13 protein-coding genes are annotated in these 15,954 nt (G+C 60.0%); 9 read left to right on the forward strand and 4 right to left on the reverse strand.

Translation table 11 applies throughout. The features are described from left to right. Positions 1 to 149: 149 nt before the first annotated feature. Positions 150 to 749: an NAD(P)H:quinone oxidoreductase type IV gene (gene wrbA / locus EDE05_RS23275; protein WP_105374595.1), complete on the reverse strand. Its 600-nt coding sequence runs from the start codon at positions 747 to 749 to the stop codon at positions 150 to 152. A gap of 249 nt (positions 750 to 998) precedes the next feature. Here wrbA and EDE05_RS23280 point away from each other — a divergent pair, with 249 nt between their 5' ends. The 7 genes from EDE05_RS23280 (at position 999) to EDE05_RS23310 (ending at position 11,677) form a co-directional block, all read left to right on the forward strand. After that, the gene (locus EDE05_RS23280; RefSeq protein WP_105374567.1) at positions 999 to 1,778 is read left to right on the forward strand and encodes a competence/damage-inducible protein A; all 780 of its coding nucleotides are present in this window, start codon (positions 999 to 1,001) and stop codon (positions 1,776 to 1,778) included. A 111-nt stretch (positions 1,779 to 1,889) separates the two neighbouring features. After that, the gene (locus EDE05_RS23285) at positions 1,890 to 2,729 is read left to right on the forward strand and encodes a universal stress protein (protein ID WP_105374566.1); all 840 of its coding nucleotides are present in this window, start codon (positions 1,890 to 1,892) and stop codon (positions 2,727 to 2,729) included. Positions 2,730 to 2,800: 71 nt separating this feature from the next. After that, entirely contained in the window at positions 2,801 to 3,298 is a 498-nt protein-coding gene (gene gpt / locus EDE05_RS23290) for a xanthine phosphoribosyltransferase (protein WP_105374565.1), read from the forward strand. Between the two features lie 257 nt (positions 3,299 to 3,555). Then, positions 3,556 to 5,376, forward strand: coding sequence for a HAMP domain-containing methyl-accepting chemotaxis protein (locus tag EDE05_RS23295; RefSeq protein ID WP_112796743.1), 1,821 nt, complete (start codon positions 3,556 to 3,558; stop codon positions 5,374 to 5,376). Between the two features lie 59 nt (positions 5,377 to 5,435). Continuing rightward, the gene (locus tag EDE05_RS23300; RefSeq protein WP_112796741.1) at positions 5,436 to 6,017 is read left to right on the forward strand and encodes a hypothetical protein; all 582 of its coding nucleotides are present in this window, start codon (positions 5,436 to 5,438) and stop codon (positions 6,015 to 6,017) included. 794 nt (positions 6,018 to 6,811) lie between these two features. Next, positions 6,812 to 10,633, forward strand: coding sequence for a vitamin B12-dependent ribonucleotide reductase (locus EDE05_RS23305; RefSeq protein WP_112796739.1), 3,822 nt, complete (start codon positions 6,812 to 6,814; stop codon positions 10,631 to 10,633). A 108-nt stretch (positions 10,634 to 10,741) separates the two neighbouring features. Beyond that, entirely contained in the window at positions 10,742 to 11,677 is a 936-nt protein-coding gene (locus EDE05_RS23310) for a DUF4238 domain-containing protein (RefSeq protein WP_162712218.1), read from the forward strand. A gap of 680 nt (positions 11,678 to 12,357) precedes the next feature. On the opposite strand, the gene EDE05_RS23315 is transcribed toward EDE05_RS23310, so the two are convergent. From EDE05_RS23315 to EDE05_RS23325, 3 genes are all read right to left on the reverse strand, one after another. Then, positions 12,358 to 12,756, reverse strand: a complete 399-nt coding sequence (locus tag EDE05_RS23315; protein ID WP_245423012.1) for a hypothetical protein — start codon at positions 12,754 to 12,756, stop codon at positions 12,358 to 12,360. 59 nt (positions 12,757 to 12,815) lie between these two features. Beyond that, complete coding sequence (locus EDE05_RS23320) at positions 12,816 to 13,187, reverse strand: hypothetical protein (RefSeq protein WP_112796794.1); 372 nt, start codon at positions 13,185 to 13,187, stop codon at positions 12,816 to 12,818. 76 nt (positions 13,188 to 13,263) lie between these two features. Next, positions 13,264 to 13,773 carry a hypothetical protein gene (locus EDE05_RS23325; RefSeq protein ID WP_105374558.1) on the reverse strand — a complete coding sequence of 170 codons (510 nt, stop codon included), beginning with the start codon at positions 13,771 to 13,773 and terminating at the stop codon, positions 13,264 to 13,266. A 333-nt stretch (positions 13,774 to 14,106) separates the two neighbouring features. On the opposite strand from EDE05_RS23325, the gene phnC reads away from it, so the two are divergent. Together phnC and phnD are read left to right on the forward strand one after the other, a co-directional pair. Beyond that, positions 14,107 to 14,958, forward strand: a complete 852-nt coding sequence (gene phnC, locus EDE05_RS23330; RefSeq protein WP_112796735.1) for a phosphonate ABC transporter ATP-binding protein — start codon at positions 14,107 to 14,109, stop codon at positions 14,956 to 14,958. A gap of 83 nt (positions 14,959 to 15,041) precedes the next feature. Continuing rightward, positions 15,042 to 15,947, forward strand: coding sequence for a phosphonate ABC transporter substrate-binding protein (gene phnD / locus EDE05_RS23335; protein WP_112796732.1), 906 nt, complete (start codon positions 15,042 to 15,044; stop codon positions 15,945 to 15,947). Positions 15,948 to 15,954 lie beyond the last annotated feature (7 nt).

Raw genomic sequence — 15,954 nt, forward strand, 5'->3', positions numbered from 1 at the left:
CGCCCTTCCGCAGTTGCGCTTCACTTCGCTCGCCATGACCAGCTTACGGTGGGACTTCCACCCACAAGAATGCGCCCATGCTGGGCGCACAACAGGAAAAGCGCGGTGATCGCTCACCGCGCTTTTTTTTGTCGTTGTCTTCGCGCGAATCAGGCGGCGAGCTTGGCCGCCAGTTTTGCGACATGCGCGCCCTGATACTTGGCGCCTTCGAGTTCGATTGCCGACGGCTGGCGGGAGCCGTCGCCATCGGTGATGGTGCTCGCACCATAAGGCGAGCCGCCCTTGATCTCATCGACACCCATCTGTCCGGCAAATGCATAGGGCAGGCCTGCCACGGCCATGCCGTGGTGAAGCAGCGTCGGGATGAAGCCGAGGATGGTCGATTCCTGTCCACCGTGCTGGGTTGCGGAGGACGTGAAGACGGAGCCGAGCTTGCCGACAAGCTTGCCCTGTGCCCACAGACCGCCGGTCTGGTCCCAGAAATTGCGCATCTGCGACGTGACGGTCCCGAAACGGGTGCCGGAACCGACGATGATCGCGTCGTAATTTGCAAGTTCGTCGACAGTTGCGATCGGCGCTTCCTGGTCCATTTTGTAATAGGACGCCTTGGCGACATCTTCCGGCACGAGTTCGGGCACGCGCTTCACTGTCACCTCCGCGCCTGCGGACCTGGCACCCTCCGCAACGGCATAAGCCATCTTCTCGATATGGCCATATGCGGAATAGTAGAGGACGAGAACCTTCGGCATGATCTTCTCCAATTGCGTTATCTTCTGAACGGGGCCGGATCCGGCCGGAAACCAAGCCGACATGTAGCGGCTCCGGAAACCGGATGCCAACCCCCGTCGAGGCAACGCACTGTTCAGTATTCGGAGACGCTTTTTCCCTTGCGGGTCATAAATTCGTGACGGTCGGCATTTCTTTGTCGATCCCCCAACAATTTGCTTCTGCCTCGAAGATTTTGGGCTTAGGAGTTTTCGCACCTGCAGAGGAATGCCATGCCTGAAATTTCGTCCTCGATCGTTACCGCCGCCATGCTCGCCATCGGCGACGAACTGCTGTCCGGCCGCACCAAGGACAAGAATATCGGTCATCTTGCCGATCTGCTGACGCTCTCCGGCATCGACCTGAAGGAGGTACGAATCGTCGCCGATGAAGAGGGCGCGATTGTCGAAGCGCTGGATGCGCTGCGCAGCCGGTACGATTACGTCTTCACCTCGGGCGGCATCGGGCCGACCCATGACGACATCACCGCGGATGCGGTCTCGGCCGCGTTCGGCGTCCCCTGCATCCATGATCCCGCTGCGATGAAGCTGCTTGCCGAGATGTACGAACGGCGCGGAATGGAATTCACCGAGGCCCGCCAGCGCATGGCGCGCATGCCGCAGGGAGCAACGCACATTCCCAATCCGGTCTCCACAGCACCCGGCTTCGTCATCGGCAACGTCTATGTCATGGCCGGCGTGCCGCAGGTCTTCCAGGCCATGGTCGACAACGTATTGCCGATGTTGCGCACCGGCGCGAAAATGTTGTCCCGGGCCATTCCCTGCCCCTATGGCGAAGGCGATATCGGAACGCCTCTCGCCGCCGTGCAAAAGGCGCATCCGGAGACAAGCATCGGCTCCTACCCGAAATATGACGGGCAGCGCTTTTCGACAGAGATCGTCGTGCGCGCGCGTGAGCCGCAGGCCCTCGATGCCGCCTCTGAGGCCGTCTCGGCAATGATTGCCGCAATCCGGAAGGCGAAAATCCCGACCAACCCGACGGCGGACGCCTGATCCGATTTCTCTTCATCTTGCAGATGCTTGACCAAGGTCAATGAGGACACCACCTTATCAATAGAGACTGGTTCCAACGCACGGACACCAGCCGATGAGGAGGTAACCGCCATGGCCTACAAGACCATTCTCGCCGTTCTCGACACTCCGCAGAATGCTCCTCAGATAACGGGTTTTGCGATGGCTCTCGCCGAGCAGTTCTCGGCTCACATCATCGGCGTGCATGCCGAAACGCTCGCCGCGGTTCCCCTCATTGCTCCGATGGAAATTCCCGATCCCGCCGCCGTGCAGGTGTTGCAGGAAGTGGCGCAGAAGGAAACCGCCGAAGTTGAACGGATCTTCAAGGAGCGGACGGCGCGCGAGGGTCTGTCGACCGAATGCCGCAGTTTCATCTCGACCGCCGGCTACAGCTCCACCTCGGTTCTTGAAACGGCGCGCGCCGTCGATCTGATCGTCGCGAGCCAGAGCGATCCCGCTCATGCCGATCATCGCGCCGATCTGGAGACCTTCCTTTTCGAGAGCGGCCGGCCGATGCTGTTCGTACCCTATACGATAAACGAACCCCCACCGATCCGTCGCGTGCTGGTCGCCTGGAACGGCTCACGCGAGGCTGCGCGAGCGACCTTCGATTCGCTTCCTTTCCTGAAAGCGGCGGAGAGCGTCGAAATTCTGGTGATCGATCCGCCTGACCGCGGCCATCATACGCACGAACTCGCCGGAAGCCAGATCGCGGCCACGCTCGCCCGCCACGGGATCAACGTGACGCTGACGCAGGAAACCGGCGGCGGAACGCCCACGGCAGCCGCAATCGAAAATCGCCTGGCCGATAACAGCATCGACCTCCTCGTCATGGGCGGCTACGGGCATGCCCGCTGGTGGGAATTCCTGTTCGGCGGCGTCACGCGCAGTATGCTCGACTCGATGACGGCCCTGACGCTGCTGTCGCGCTGACAATCTTGCCTTCCGGGGTGGAATACCGCTATTAGCGAGAGCCAACGCAGCTCTCGCTAACGGCAGAAAACATGTCCCTTCCCGAAAAAGCATTCCCCGTCTCCTGGGATCAGTTCCACCGCGACGCCCGTGCGCTTGCCTGGCGGCTCGCCGGCCTCAACGAGGATTTCCGCGCCATCGTCTGCATCACGCGTGGCGGCCTGGTCCCCGCGGCGATCATTTCGCGCGAGCTCAATATCCGGCTCATCGAGACGGTCTGCATTGCCTCCTACCACGACTACGTCAACCAGGGGGAAATGAACCTTCTCAAGGGTATTACTCCCGAGCTCGCCACCGACGGCGGATCGGGCGTGCTGGTGGTCGACGACCTGACCGACACCGGCAAGACGGCGTCGGAAGTGCGCGTCATGTTGCCCAAGGCCCATTTCGCCTGCGTATACGCCAAACCCAAGGGCGTTCCGACCGTGGATACTTTCGTCACGGAAGTCAGCCAGGACACCTGGATCTATTTTCCCTGGGACATGGGCTTCACCTATCAGGAGCCGATCGCCAAGGGATCGCGCGCTTAGCTGTCGATACGGCTCCCGCAAGGCACTCTCTTGTCTTCGCCAGCAGGTCGTCCCGGACAAACTGCACCCCCTATTTTTACTAGGGGGCGCTTACTTTATTATTTCTTCACATAATGAAGGAACACTGTCCCGCGTATGCTTGGCTTTGCAACGGCCACGCGGGTATGACGCCTGCCCACCAACACTCCGCATACGATGCCCAGTGATGTCAGCGGGCCGGACTCGTCCGGCAGCTCCTGATTGCGTCGAGGCCGGGAATGCGTAACTTTTTGAAGAAGATGCCGCTGACTGCGAAGCTCGCGGCGCTGATCGTTGCCGTCAACATCTGTGGCATCTCCGTGTTGGCGACCTACACCTGGATATCCGGAACGCGTCTTTTGACCAAAACGGCCACGACCCAGTGGCTGAACGACACCGAACAGCTCGCCTCATTGGTCTCGGGCGGGGTGAAATGGGGTAAGACCGCGGCGGTTCGAGAGGCCTATGCCCTGCAGCGCGAGAAGCCTGAACTGGGACTTGTTCAGTTCGCGGCCTTCAACGCCGAGCTTGCGGCCGTCGATACCTGGACACAAGACGGTCTTACCGTCGCTCTCGCCCCTGCGGAGATCGCCCAGATCATCGGCCAGAAAGCGCAGAGCGCGATTGCCGATGCGACCCGATCGTCGGATGGCTTGATCACCATTGTCGCCCCCCTCCCGCCGGATAAATCCGGCAAGATCGGCGGCTATCTATTCACGGCATGGTCGATCGCCGACATTACAGCCGACGCGCAGAACGAAGTTCTGAAATCATTGCTGATCCAGCTGCTCGTCATCACCGTAGCGGTTCTCGCTTTTCTTTTTGCGATGCGACGCCTGGTCGGCCGCCCTATCCGAACCTTGAGCGCGCGCATCAGCGATCTGCAGGCAGGAGATCTCGATTCTCCGGTCGATCATCAGCACAATGGCGACGAGATCGGCGTCCTCGCACGCGCCTTGGAAGTTTTCCGGAACGAAGCGATTACCAAGGTGGAGAAAGATCGCCTCGCTTCGGAACAGCGCCAGTCGCTTGACGAGGAGCGCGCCCGCAACGCCCGGATGGCCGAAGAGACCAGCGGTGTGCAGCGAACCGTGATGGCTCAACTCGGCCAGGCGCTCGAAAAACTCGCAGGCGGCGATTTCTCGTGCAAACTCAACGGCCTCGGGCCGGATTTTGAAAAGCTGCAACGAGACTTCAACAATATGGTCGAGGCGGTTGCTGCCGCGCTCACCGAGATCAAGTTAGCATCGCACGCCGTGGAGGATCGCTCCAGCGAACTTGCCAACGCCGCCGATCAGTTGGCGAAACGCACCGAGCAACAGGCTGCCTCGCTGGAACAGACCGCCGCAGCCCTTGACGAAGTGACAACAACAGTCAGGGCCTCCTCGCAGAAAGCCGAGACTGCTGGACAACTGGTCGAGGAAGCCCAGAAAGGCGCCCATTCTTCCGCAACGGTCGTCCGCAACGCGATCGGCGCCATGGATCGGATCCAGACGTCATCCAGCCAGATCGGCCACATCATCGGCGTCATCGACGAAATCGCCTTCCAGACCAATCTCCTGGCGCTCAACGCCGGCGTCGAGGCGGCGCGTGCCGGCGAGGCCGGCAAGGGTTTTGCCGTTGTCGCGCAGGAAGTGCGGGAACTCGCGCAAAGGTCGGCTCAGGCGGCCAAGGAAATCAAGGGGCTGGTCAATGCCTCCAATCAGGAGGTTGCCGCTGGCGTCGGGCTCGTGAACGACACCGGGGATGCGCTTTTGAAGATCGGCGACCAGATCAACCGCATCAGCGACAGCATCGTCTCGATCGTCCACTCCTCCCGCGAACAGGCCACCGGTCTGCAGGAGATCAACGGCGCGATCAACCAGATGGATCAGACCACGCAGCAGAACGCGGCGATGGTGGAAGAAACCAATGCCGCCTGCCAGGAGCTGCTCTCTCAAGGCCGCCTCCTGTTGAATTCGGCGAGCAGGTTCACAGTCGCGGAACCGGCCGCAAGCGATTTCCGGTCCTTCGCGGGTGGAAATACCGGCGCTGCCGGCCAAACCAGACGAGCGTCGTGAAAGGCGCCGCGTCCGCAGCATCCCCAACAACCGTCAACAATCCACGGAAGGGAATACTCATGCAGAAGATCATCATCGCGCTTCTCCTCGGCAGCACGATTGCGGCCATGCCCGGGTTAAGCGCCCAGGCAGAGGAAGCCCATGTCGCGCCGATTACGGACTACGTCACCGGCAAGGTAAAACCCTGGCTCAGCGACCCGGTCGTCATTTCCGCCATCAAGGCTCAGAATGCCGCCAATGCGAAGCTCGGCGAAGCCGATATCCTGGCGCTCGACAAGAAATGGCGGGCGGAGGTGGACGGCTCCGATCATTCCACGATCGATGGCGTGCTCAACAACGCACTGTCTAAATTCCTGCTGGAAAAGAAGGAAAAGTCGGACGGCACGATCACGGAAATCTTCGTGATGGATGCCAACGGCCTCAATGTCGGCCAGAGCGACGTGACCTCCGACTACTGGCAGGGTGACGAAGCCAAGTTCAAGAAATCCTTCGGCGCCGGCAAGGAAGCCCTGTTCGTCGATGAGGTGGAAAAGGACGAATCATCCCAGACGCTTCAGTCTCAGGCGAGCCTGACAATCTCGGACGAAAGCGGAACGCCGATCGGCGCCGTCACGATCGGGATCAACATCGATTCACTTTAATTCACCTCGACACCCCTCCCCGCTGCGGCTTCTACGACACAGCGGGGAGAGCCGGAGGTTCCGCCGGTCGCCTTCATATCGGGGGCTTTCGCTCCACGTCAGCCGAGAGATGTCGGCCCTTACCGGCGTCCTTGCTTCCCGCTAAAACTGCGACCCGGTGCTCCGGACGATCTGCTGCCGGCAGAGAATCAGTTGCCAGTCACGCTTGCCGACGTTTCGCAACGGGCAGCAGCTATATTTTGCCAAACTTCCTGAAATTGGCTCCCCGTTGATGGATTTCGTCGGCCGCTCCTGCCGCGGCGCCAACGCCTCTTCCGCCAAGACACTGAATTTGCGGGCTTATCCATCTTTCCCCATTTTCCACAGCCGGCATACACAAGATGTTGTGGTTAAAAATCTGTCAAAAACCACCCCTTGACGGAATCGCTCAATTCAAACTTAATAGGCTCGATGTTGCGGCGGCGACTGGACCGGACATAACGAGGCCGGCTCCTCACGAAAATCGACTGTAGAATCAGGGTTCTGCGCCTCATGATGAGGCTCTGCCCCGAGGGCTGGTTGTGCGATTTTTCCCTCCAAAAAAGCGACATCCGGGGCTGGCTATAATAAGCTGTTAATACTATATTTAGTGTTTGCAGCCACGATCGCCACAAGATACAGGAAATAACATCTCCGGATGACACTCCTGTCACAATGGGACGAACGGACTGGCTGCGCGAACACCCGCGCCGTCGGATGAGAACTTTTGCGCCTCGTGCACGAGGCCGGGCGCATCAAAAATGAGGTAAGGGACCATGCGCATCGAACGCCGTTTCACCAAGCCCGCCACGGGCGCCTATGGAGAGATCGAATTCCGCAAGGCGGTCAGCGAGATCCGCAATCCCGACGGTTCCGTCGTCTTCCGGCTTGCCGACATTGACGTGCCGGCGCAGTTCTCCCAGGTCGCGACCGACGTTCTCGCGCAGAAATATTTTCGCAAAGCCGGCGTTCCGAAGGTCCTGAAAAAGGTCGAGGAAAACGACGTCCCCTCCTTCCTGTGGCGCTCGGTCGCCGACACAGAAGCGATGAAGGCGCTGCCTAAGGAAGAGCAGTACGGTTCCGAAACCGATGCGCGCCAGGTCTTTTCCCGCCTTGCCGGCACCTGGACCTATTGGGGCTGGAAGGGCGGCTACTTCACCTCGGAAGAAGACGCGGCAGCCTTCATGGACGAGCTTGCCTATATGCTCGCCACCCAGCGCGTCGCACCGAATAGCCCACAGTGGTTCAACACCGGCCTGCATTGGGCCTATGGCATCGACGGCCCCGGCCAGGGCCATTTCTACATGGACCCGTTCACCGGCAAGCTGACCAAGTCCAAGTCTGCCTATGAGCATCCGCAGCCGCATGCCTGCTTCATTCAGTCGGTCGAGGACGACCTCGTCAACGAGGGCGGCATCATGGACCTCTGGGTTCGCGAAGCGCGCCTGTTCAAATACGGTTCCGGCACCGGTTCCAACTTCTCCATGCTGCGCGGAGAAGGCGAAAAACTTTCCGGCGGCGGCAAGTCCTCCGGCCTCATGAGCTTCCTGAAGATCGGCGACCGGGCAGCGGGCGCGATCAAGTCGGGCGGCACGACGCGCCGCGCCGCCAAGATGGTCGTCGTCGACATCGACCATCCGGATATTGAGGAATACATCAACTGGAAGGTCAAGGAAGAGCAGAAGGTGGCAGCCCTCGTCACCGGCTCCAAGATCGTCAATCGTCACCTGAAGGCAATCATGAAGGCCTGCGTCAACTGCGACGGCGGCAGTGGCGACGATTGCTTCGACCCCAACAAGAATCCGGCGCTGAAGCGCGAGATCAAGGCCGCCAAGAAGGACCAGGTTCCGGAAAACTACGTCGGCCGCGTCATCCAGTTTGCCCGCCAGGGCTACAAGGACCTCGAGTTCAAGACCTACGACACCGACTGGGATTCGGAAGCCTATCTCACCGTGTCGGGCCAGAACTCCAACAACTCCGTCTCGCTAAAGGACGACTTCCTGCGGGCGGTCGAGAACGACGGCGACTGGAATCTGACCGCCCGCAAGGACGGCCGGGTCATGAAGACGCTGAAGGCCCGCGACCTCTGGGAGCAGATCTCCTACGCCGCCTGGGCGTCGGCCGATCCCGGCATCCACTTCAACACGACGATGAACGACTGGCACACTTCGCCAGCCGGCGGCCCGATCCGCGGCTCGAACCCGTGCTCGGAATACATGTTCCTCGACGACACGGCCTGCAACCTTGCCTCGCTCAACCTCCTGCAGTTCAAGGACAAGGCGACGAAGAACATCAACATCGCCGACTACGAACATGCCGTCCGCCTGTGGACCGTCGTGCTCGAAGTCTCGGTCATGATGGCACAGTTCCCGTCGAAGCGGATCGCCGAACTCTCCTACGAATACCGCACGCTCGGCCTCGGCTACGCCAATATCGGCGGCCTCCTGATGTCGTCAGGCATCCCCTACGATTCGCCGGAAGGCCGTGCGATCGCCGGCTCGCTGACCGCGATCATGACCGGTATCGCCTATGCGACGTCAGCCGAAATGGCCTCCGAGCTCGGCCCCTTCCCGAACTTTGAGCCGAACCGCGAGAGCATGCTGCGCGTCATGCGCAACCATCGCCGCGCCGCTTACGGCGAAGCCACCGGCTACGAGGCGCTGGCCGTCAACCCGGTTCCGCTCATCCATTCGGAAAATCCGGACCAGGATCTTAGCCGCCATGCCAAGGCTGCTTGGGACAAGGCGCTCGAGCTCGGCGAAAAGCACGGCTACCGCAACGCCCAGACGACCGTGATCGCGCCGACCGGCACGATCGGCCTCGTGATGGATTGCGACACGACCGGCATCGAACCCGATTTCGCACTCGTCAAGTTCAAGAAGCTCGCCGGCGGCGGTTACTTCAAGATCATCAACCGCGCCGTTCCGGACGCGCTGCGCACCCTCGGTTATTCGGAAAGCCAGATCGCCGAGATCGAGGCCTATGCGGTTGGTCACGGCAACCTCAACCAGGCGCCCGGCATCAACCCCGGCTCGCTGCGCGCCAAGGGCTTCACTGACGAGAAGATCGAAGCCGTCAACGGCGCGCTGAAGGCTGCCTTCGACATCAAGTTCGTCTTCAACCAATGGACGCTCGGCGCCGACTTCCTGAAGAACACGCTGAAGGTCACTGACGAACAGCTCGCCGACATGAGCTTCAACCTCTTGGAGCATATCGGCTTTTCGAAAAGGGATATCGAAGCCGCCAATATCCATGTCTGCGGTGCGATGACGCTGGAAGGTGCGCCCTTCCTGAAGGCCGAACATCTGGCCGTCTTCGATTGCGCCAATCCCTGCGGCAAGATCGGCAAGCGTTATCTCTCGGTGGAAAGCCACATCCGCATGATGGCGGCCGCCCAGCCGTTCATCTCGGGTGCGATCTCCAAGACGATCAACATGCCGAACGACGCGACCGTGGAAGATTGCGGTTCCGCCTACATGCTCTCCTGGAAGCTCGGCCTCAAGGCAAACGCGCTTTACCGCGACGGTTCCAAGCTGTCCCAGCCGCTCAACGCCTCGCTGATCGACGAGGACGATGCCGATGACGCGCTCGAAGAACTGATGCAGAGCCCGGTTGCGGCACAGGCCGTGACGATCACCGAAAAGATCGTCGAGCGGGTCATCGAACGCGTCACCCGCGAGCGGGAAAAACTGCCGAACCGTCGCCAGGGTTATACCCAGAAGGCCAATGTCGGCGGCCACAAGGTCTATCTGCGCACCGGCGAATTCGGTGACGGGCGTCTCGGCGAAATCTTCATCGACATGCACAAGGAAGGGGCTGCCTTCCGCGCAATGATGAACAATTTTGCCATCGCCATCTCGCTCGGCCTGCAATACGGCGTGCCGCTGGAAGAATATGTGGAGGCCTTCACCTTCACCAAGTTCGAGCCGGCCGGCATCGTCACCGGAAACGACGCGATCAAGAACGCGACCTCGATCCTCGACTACGTGTTCCGCGAACTCGCCGTCTCCTATCTCGGCCGTCACGATCTCGCTCATGTCGATACGTCGGACTTTTCCAATACCGCGCTCGGCAAGGGCATTCAGGAAGGCAAGACCAACCTGATCTCGACCGGCTGGACCCGCGGCTACAAGCCGACGCTGGTGGCAAACACCGGTTCCGACCGGGCCGCAGGCGAACCCAAGGGAGCTGCGACCGCCGCCCCTGCCCGGGCATCGGCCACCGTCACCTCCTTTGCGGGCTCCGCCGCCCGCAAGCTGGAGCCGACGACGGCGATCTCCACCTCCGAAATCGTCGCCTTCAAGCGCGACTACGAGGAGCGCGCCAAGGAACTGGCCGAAGAGATTGCCGAGGAAGTGCTGGAAGAGGTTGTCAGCGAAAGCCAGCAGGTCGCCACCGCCCTCTTCTCCGACAAGGCCGAAGCCGACGCCGCCGCCGCCAAGACGGAAGCCAAGAAGGTCGAAAACGAACGCCGCATGCGCTCGATCGCCCAGGGCTACACCGGCAACATGTGCTCCGAGTGCCAGAACTTCACGATGGTGAGGAACGGCACCTGCGAGAAGTGCGACACGTGCGGCGCGACGAGCGGGTGCAGCTGAGCAGGATAGAACCTCGTTGCATATCTACTACTCCGCTTTTTTTAGCAGCTAGTTGAGACTGCCGCCGCCGCGAATAACTCGTGGCGGCTCTTTTAACGTGAGATGCAGGTGACCACAGAACAAAAGCAACAACACTATATTCCCTGTTGCTACTCAAAGTTTTTCTGCAACTCAGAAGGTTATCTCTACCTAAAAGATACTTGGGATGGCCGAGTTTTCCCTGGAAAGCCGCAGAATGTTTTAAAGCAAAGCTACCTCTATCGTCAGCCCGTACATGCGGAAAAGCGATTCGACAACGCGATTGAGAACTTCTTTTCCCGGCATTTAGAGTCGAGATGGCCGGATTTAATTAAAAAGATCTCCGCTCGCGAAGATCTGACCAGAGAGGAATGGAGCAGTGTTATCGAGTTCTACCTCTCAATGAGAGTTAGAGTTCCAAACACTATTAAGTCTGTGATATTTCTACTAAGGGAGTCTGTGATTAAGGCATCAAACGCGGTTGATCAGCCTGTTCCCGATGTCTTTAGAGATGTTTTCCTAAAAAAGAGGCCAGGATTTTCCTCAAAAATTAGGTTTGGTGACCTTGTGAGGGCTGGAATAATCGATGTTCAAATTGACCCTCACACCGCCATTCTATCTTTTGAAAAATTAATACGAACGAACGACGGAGTTCATGGAATAAATTCCGGCCCTCAATTCTTGCACAATGAAACCGGAGTCAGCTTTATAAGTTCCGACAATCCCTCAATATCTCATATATTTTCAAACAATATCGACGAGATCCGACCGTATTCGTTTTCTTCACACCAAAATGTCGAGTTCATACTCCCCTTAACGTCCCGAATTGCTCTTTTGTTACACAGCAAGGGCACATCCGAAACCCAACATCGACGTATTTTCAGCGAAAAAACAATTAAAAAGATTAATTCCAAGATATACGCTTATTCGGATCGCTATATATTTTCCGACAATCCAGCCACACTGTATCCCGACATCCCACCCAAAACGCTATTTCCTGTTCCTGATCCTCCACATCATGGGTAGCAGATGGCGTGGTAAACAAAATATACTACAAATTCGGCCCGCCATTAATTGTAAGGAACAAATGGCGCTATGAATTTGAAACCTCCTTAAATGATCCGGAATAAGCCGAGGCTCGTTGTGAGTCACATATGGCGCTTCAGCTCTCTGGGTAATGGGAGCAGGCGTTGAGAGTAATACGCAGAACTTCATCATGCCGGGCAATCGGCTTCAACGCTCCACAGCCACACGCGACCGTAAGAGACGGCACTACTCCAGGATGTACAAGGTTCGTGGAAGAAGCCGGCGAATCTTCCTAGCTTGGTCCGGTCGAACCAACGGAGGACGGAGATGGCGTATCGAAAACGTAACGGCAAGGACACTTGGCATTGGTGCCGCAATTGCGGCAACTGGCCGACGTCGGACTATGAGGAGAAACCCTCGAAACCCGCGCAGGGTGAGTTGTGCAACGAGTGTCTGTCCAAGGACAAAGCTGGTACCTGCACGAAATAAACCTTGATCCCCTCACTTGCGATTTCTCGCTTAAGTCTTGAGCGAGATGTCGAAATTGCCTTCTCCCGCAGGGAAGAGAAGCCGGTGCGGACTCTTGGCGCCGTCCTCTCCCTCACGGGAGAGGACGCAAAATCACGATCCTGGTATCGGTAACTCGTGTAAGAGACCGCGACGGCCACCCCGGCCCCGCCTCACTGCGGCGGCAGGATCACGTTGCTGTCCGTCCTGCTCTTGACCGGCTTCTGTCCCGGCACATGCGACATGGTCCGCGTCGTGCTTTCCAGTTCGCCATCCCTCACGCGCGTCTTGGTCTGCGATTTGCTGAATGTGCCCTGGTCCATGGCCTGCGCCTTGGACTGTGCCTTGAGCTGGTTGTCGTTCTCGTTGATCTTTGTGCGGCTCTGGGCCTTGCCATCGGCGGTGGCAGCACTGCCGCCCGAACCGATGGACGAGGTCGTGCCGTCGTCGGTTGCGCAGGTGCCGGCCGTTCCGAGCGTGCTCGCCGAAGTGCCGCCGGCAGATGCGCTGCCTGCCGAACCGACCGTCCCGGCCGCCTTGCAGTCCTGCGCAAGCGATTGTGTGCCGGCCATCGCCGTGGCGATTGCAAGGGCCGCTGCCAAGGAAACCAGTTTCGTCATGGTCTTGCTCCTCATTTGTTCGGTTTGGTGATGTCGCAGGTGCCGTCGGACCGGCGCGTTACCACCGAACCGTCGGGACGGGTGACGCTTGCGGTCGAAAATGCTTGGGCGCCTGCCGTGCCCGAGACGGACGATCCGGCGCTCGACGAAGCCGAGCCGCCGCCCGAATGCATCGTGGTCGTCTTGCCGTCGACCGTCGTCGATGAGGTCACGCTGCCGCCGCCGGCCGTCACCGAGGAGGAGGTTCCGCCTCCAGCCGAACTGGTGCTTTCGATCACGGTGCAGGTGGTGCCGTCCTCAAGCTTGATCGTCTCCGCCGACAAGGCCTCGCATGCGATGCAGAGAGCCATGATCAGCGGCAGAGCGAACGCGCTTTTGGTAATCAAAGATGCCGAGGTCATATCCTGTCCTCCTGAAGGAAGGCCGGCCGCCTGTCGGCAACCGGCCCATGTGTCTGCCTTAGCACTTGCCGTCGCTCTTCTTGGTCTGGCCCGGAGGGCATTCCTTGTTGCTGACGTCGTCCTGTGCCGCGCCTGCTGCACTGTTGGCCGTGCCGACCGAGCTGCCGGACGTGCCGCCGCCTGCGGCGCTGCCGCCGGTGCCGACCGAGCTGCTGGAGGTGCCGCCACCTGCCGAGGAGCCACCGGTGCCAAGCGTCGAGGCAGATCCCGATCCGCTACCGGAACCGGCTGCCGATCCACCCGTGCCGACCGAGCTGCTGGAGGTGCCGCCGCCTGCCGAGGAACCACCGGTCCCAAGCGTCGAGGCCGAGCCGCCGTCGCAGTTGGTGGTGCCCGGAGTACAGTTGGTGCCGGCCGACGAGCCGCCGGTTCCGACGGTGCTGCTGGAAGTGCCGCCTCCGGCACTCGTTCCACCGGTTCCGACAGTGCTGCTGGACTGCGCATAGGCAGTCAGCGTAGTGCCGGCAAGAAGGGCCGCTGCAAGGGCCGCACGTTTGACGATCTTCATCTCTATCTCCTTGATTTTCCTCTATGCTTCTGACCCGTTGCGATTGTCGAAGCTGAAGATTGAACAGGTGAGCGGTCACGATGTTCCGCCCCAGAGACTTCAGTCGGATGCGGCATCCGACTTTGGATCCAGCCGATATCGGCCAGAGGTCCCGAACCGCGGGTATTTGGTCCGACAGCGGGAACTATCGCGGATTTTCAAACCCTCAATCTCACCGCCCGGCCTCGCGGGAATATCGGGGTTTGGCCGCAATTTCATAAAAGCTACATGGAATCGACATCGGGCCTTCATGCGCCGCCGCTAATGAGGCCCCCATAAAACAGGGGGCTTGGCATGCGTCTGGAAAAGCTGACGAAGACTTTCGGCAATCGCGCCGCCGTGGACTCGATAAGCCTGGAGATTCCGCAGGGGCAGATGGTCGGCGTCATCGGGCGGTCGGGCGCGGGCAAATCGACGCTTCTTCGAATGATCAACCGGCTGACGACACCGTCCTCGGGCGCCATTCATTTTGGCGATCTGGAAGTTTCGGCTCTGCGGGGCGCGGCGCTGCGCCGATGGCAGCGCGACTGCGCCATGATCTTTCAGCAGTTCAATCTCGTGCCGCGCCTCGACGTACTCACCAACGTCCTGCTTGGACGGCTCAATCACCGCTCGACGGCGATGAGCCTGCTCAACGTCTTCACCCGCGAGGAGCGGATCGCCGCGATTGCAGCTCTTGAGCGGCTCGGCATCGAGCAGACGGCGCTGCAGAGGGCTGGCACACTGTCCGGCGGCCAGCAGCAGCGCGTGGCGATCGCCCGCGCGCTCATGCAGCAGCCAAGGATCGTGCTCGCCGACGAGCCCATTGCCTCGCTCGATCCCCTCAATGCCAAGATCGTCATGGATGCGCTCCGCGACATCAACGAGCGCGACGGCATCACCGTCGTCACCAACCTGCACACGCTTGATACCGCCCGCTCCTATTGCGAGCGCATCGTCGGCATGGCGGGCGGGCGCGTGGTTTTCGACGGACCTCCTTCGGAACTGACGGCGACGGCCGTCCGGGAAATCTACGGGTCCGACAAGGAAGGCGCAGGCATCGACGAATCCCTGACATCCACCAGCATCAACGTCCGCAGCCCGGACCTGGAGCACGAATCCTCCCGGTCTGCGCCTTCCAGGGTTCTCACACCCGCAACGGCGTGAGCCGGACCAAGATCGTATGTACGCCCGCGTAAAGGGCCAGCCTCAACACATGTTCCGAATCCGGACAGACAGGAGATGATCTCATGTTGAAGAAAGCTTTGCTTGCTGCCGTCGCATTTGCGGCACTTGCCACCTCGGCGGCTGCGGAAGACCTGAAGGTATTCCGCATCGGCATCCTGGGCGGGGAAAACGAGGCCGACCGCCTGCGCAACTACCAGTGCATGACCGAGAAGCTTCCCGCCGTACTCGGCGTCGAAAAGGTGTCGCTCTTCCCGGCCTCCGACTATGACGGCGTCATCCAGGGTCTGCTCGGCGGCACGCTCGACTACGCCGAACTCGGCGCATCGGGTTATGCGAAGGTCTACCTGGCAAAATCCGACGCTGTCGAACCGATCCTCACGACGGTCCAGACCGACGGCTCGATGGGCTATCATTCGATCATGGTCGCCCGCAAGGATAGCGGCATCACGAAGATCTCCGACCTGAAGGGCAAGAAGCTCGGCTTTGCCGATCCGGATTCGACCTCCGGCTACCTGGTGCCGCTCGTCACGCTTCCGGAAGCGATCGGCGGCCCGGTCAAGGGTTATTTCGGCTCCACCGGCTTTGGCGGCGGTCACGAAAACCTTGTGCTCGAAGTGCTGAAGGGCAATTTCGATGCCGGCACCACCTTCGGTTCGGGCGTTGGCAATTTCAAGGACGGCTACACCTCCGGCAACCTGCGCAAGATGGTCGACAAGGGCATCCTCAACATGGATGACCTGGTCGAGCTGTGGAAGTCGCCGCTCATCCCGAATGGCCCAGTCGTCGTCCGCACGTCGATGAACGCGGACATGAAGACGAAGTTCAAGCAGTTCATGCTGGACCTGCCGAAGACCGACGCGGCCTGCTTCTCCGCCATCCAGGGCGGCGACTTCAAGGGCTTCGCCGAGGTCAATGTCGATTTCTACAAGCCGATCATCGACGCCCGCAAGGCAACCATCGGCGGCTGATCGCAGC

Origin of the sequence: Neorhizobium sp. R1-B, assembly GCF_004368875.1 — a bacterium.
In the GTDB taxonomy this organism is placed as follows: Bacteria; Pseudomonadota; Alphaproteobacteria; order Rhizobiales; family Rhizobiaceae; genus Neorhizobium; species Neorhizobium huautlense.

Bases quoted from the DNA above. Each gene is read 5' to 3' on its own strand.
- wrbA (WP_105374595.1), bottom strand. From the start codon at position 749: ATGCCGAAGGTTCTCGTCCTCTACTATTCCGCATATGGCCATATCGAG.
- EDE05_RS23280 (WP_105374567.1), top strand. From the start codon at position 999: ATGCCTGAAATTTCGTCCTCGATCGTTACCGCCGCCATGCTCGCCATC.
- EDE05_RS23285 (WP_105374566.1), top strand. From the start codon at position 1,890: ATGGCCTACAAGACCATTCTCGCCGTTCTCGACACTCCGCAGAATGCT.
- gpt (WP_105374565.1), top strand. From the start codon at position 2,801: ATGTCCCTTCCCGAAAAAGCATTCCCCGTCTCCTGGGATCAGTTCCAC.
- EDE05_RS23295 (WP_112796743.1), top strand. From the start codon at position 3,556: ATGCGTAACTTTTTGAAGAAGATGCCGCTGACTGCGAAGCTCGCGGCG.
- EDE05_RS23300 (WP_112796741.1), top strand. From the start codon at position 5,436: ATGCAGAAGATCATCATCGCGCTTCTCCTCGGCAGCACGATTGCGGCC.
- EDE05_RS23305 (WP_112796739.1), top strand. From the start codon at position 6,812: ATGCGCATCGAACGCCGTTTCACCAAGCCCGCCACGGGCGCCTATGGA.
- EDE05_RS23315 (WP_245423012.1), bottom strand. From the start codon at position 12,756: ATGGCCGGCACACAATCGCTTGCGCAGGACTGCAAGGCGGCCGGGACG.
- EDE05_RS23325 (WP_105374558.1), bottom strand. From the start codon at position 13,773: ATGAAGATCGTCAAACGTGCGGCCCTTGCAGCGGCCCTTCTTGCCGGC.
- phnC (WP_112796735.1), top strand. From the start codon at position 14,107: ATGCGTCTGGAAAAGCTGACGAAGACTTTCGGCAATCGCGCCGCCGTG.
- phnD (WP_112796732.1), top strand. From the start codon at position 15,042: ATGTTGAAGAAAGCTTTGCTTGCTGCCGTCGCATTTGCGGCACTTGCC.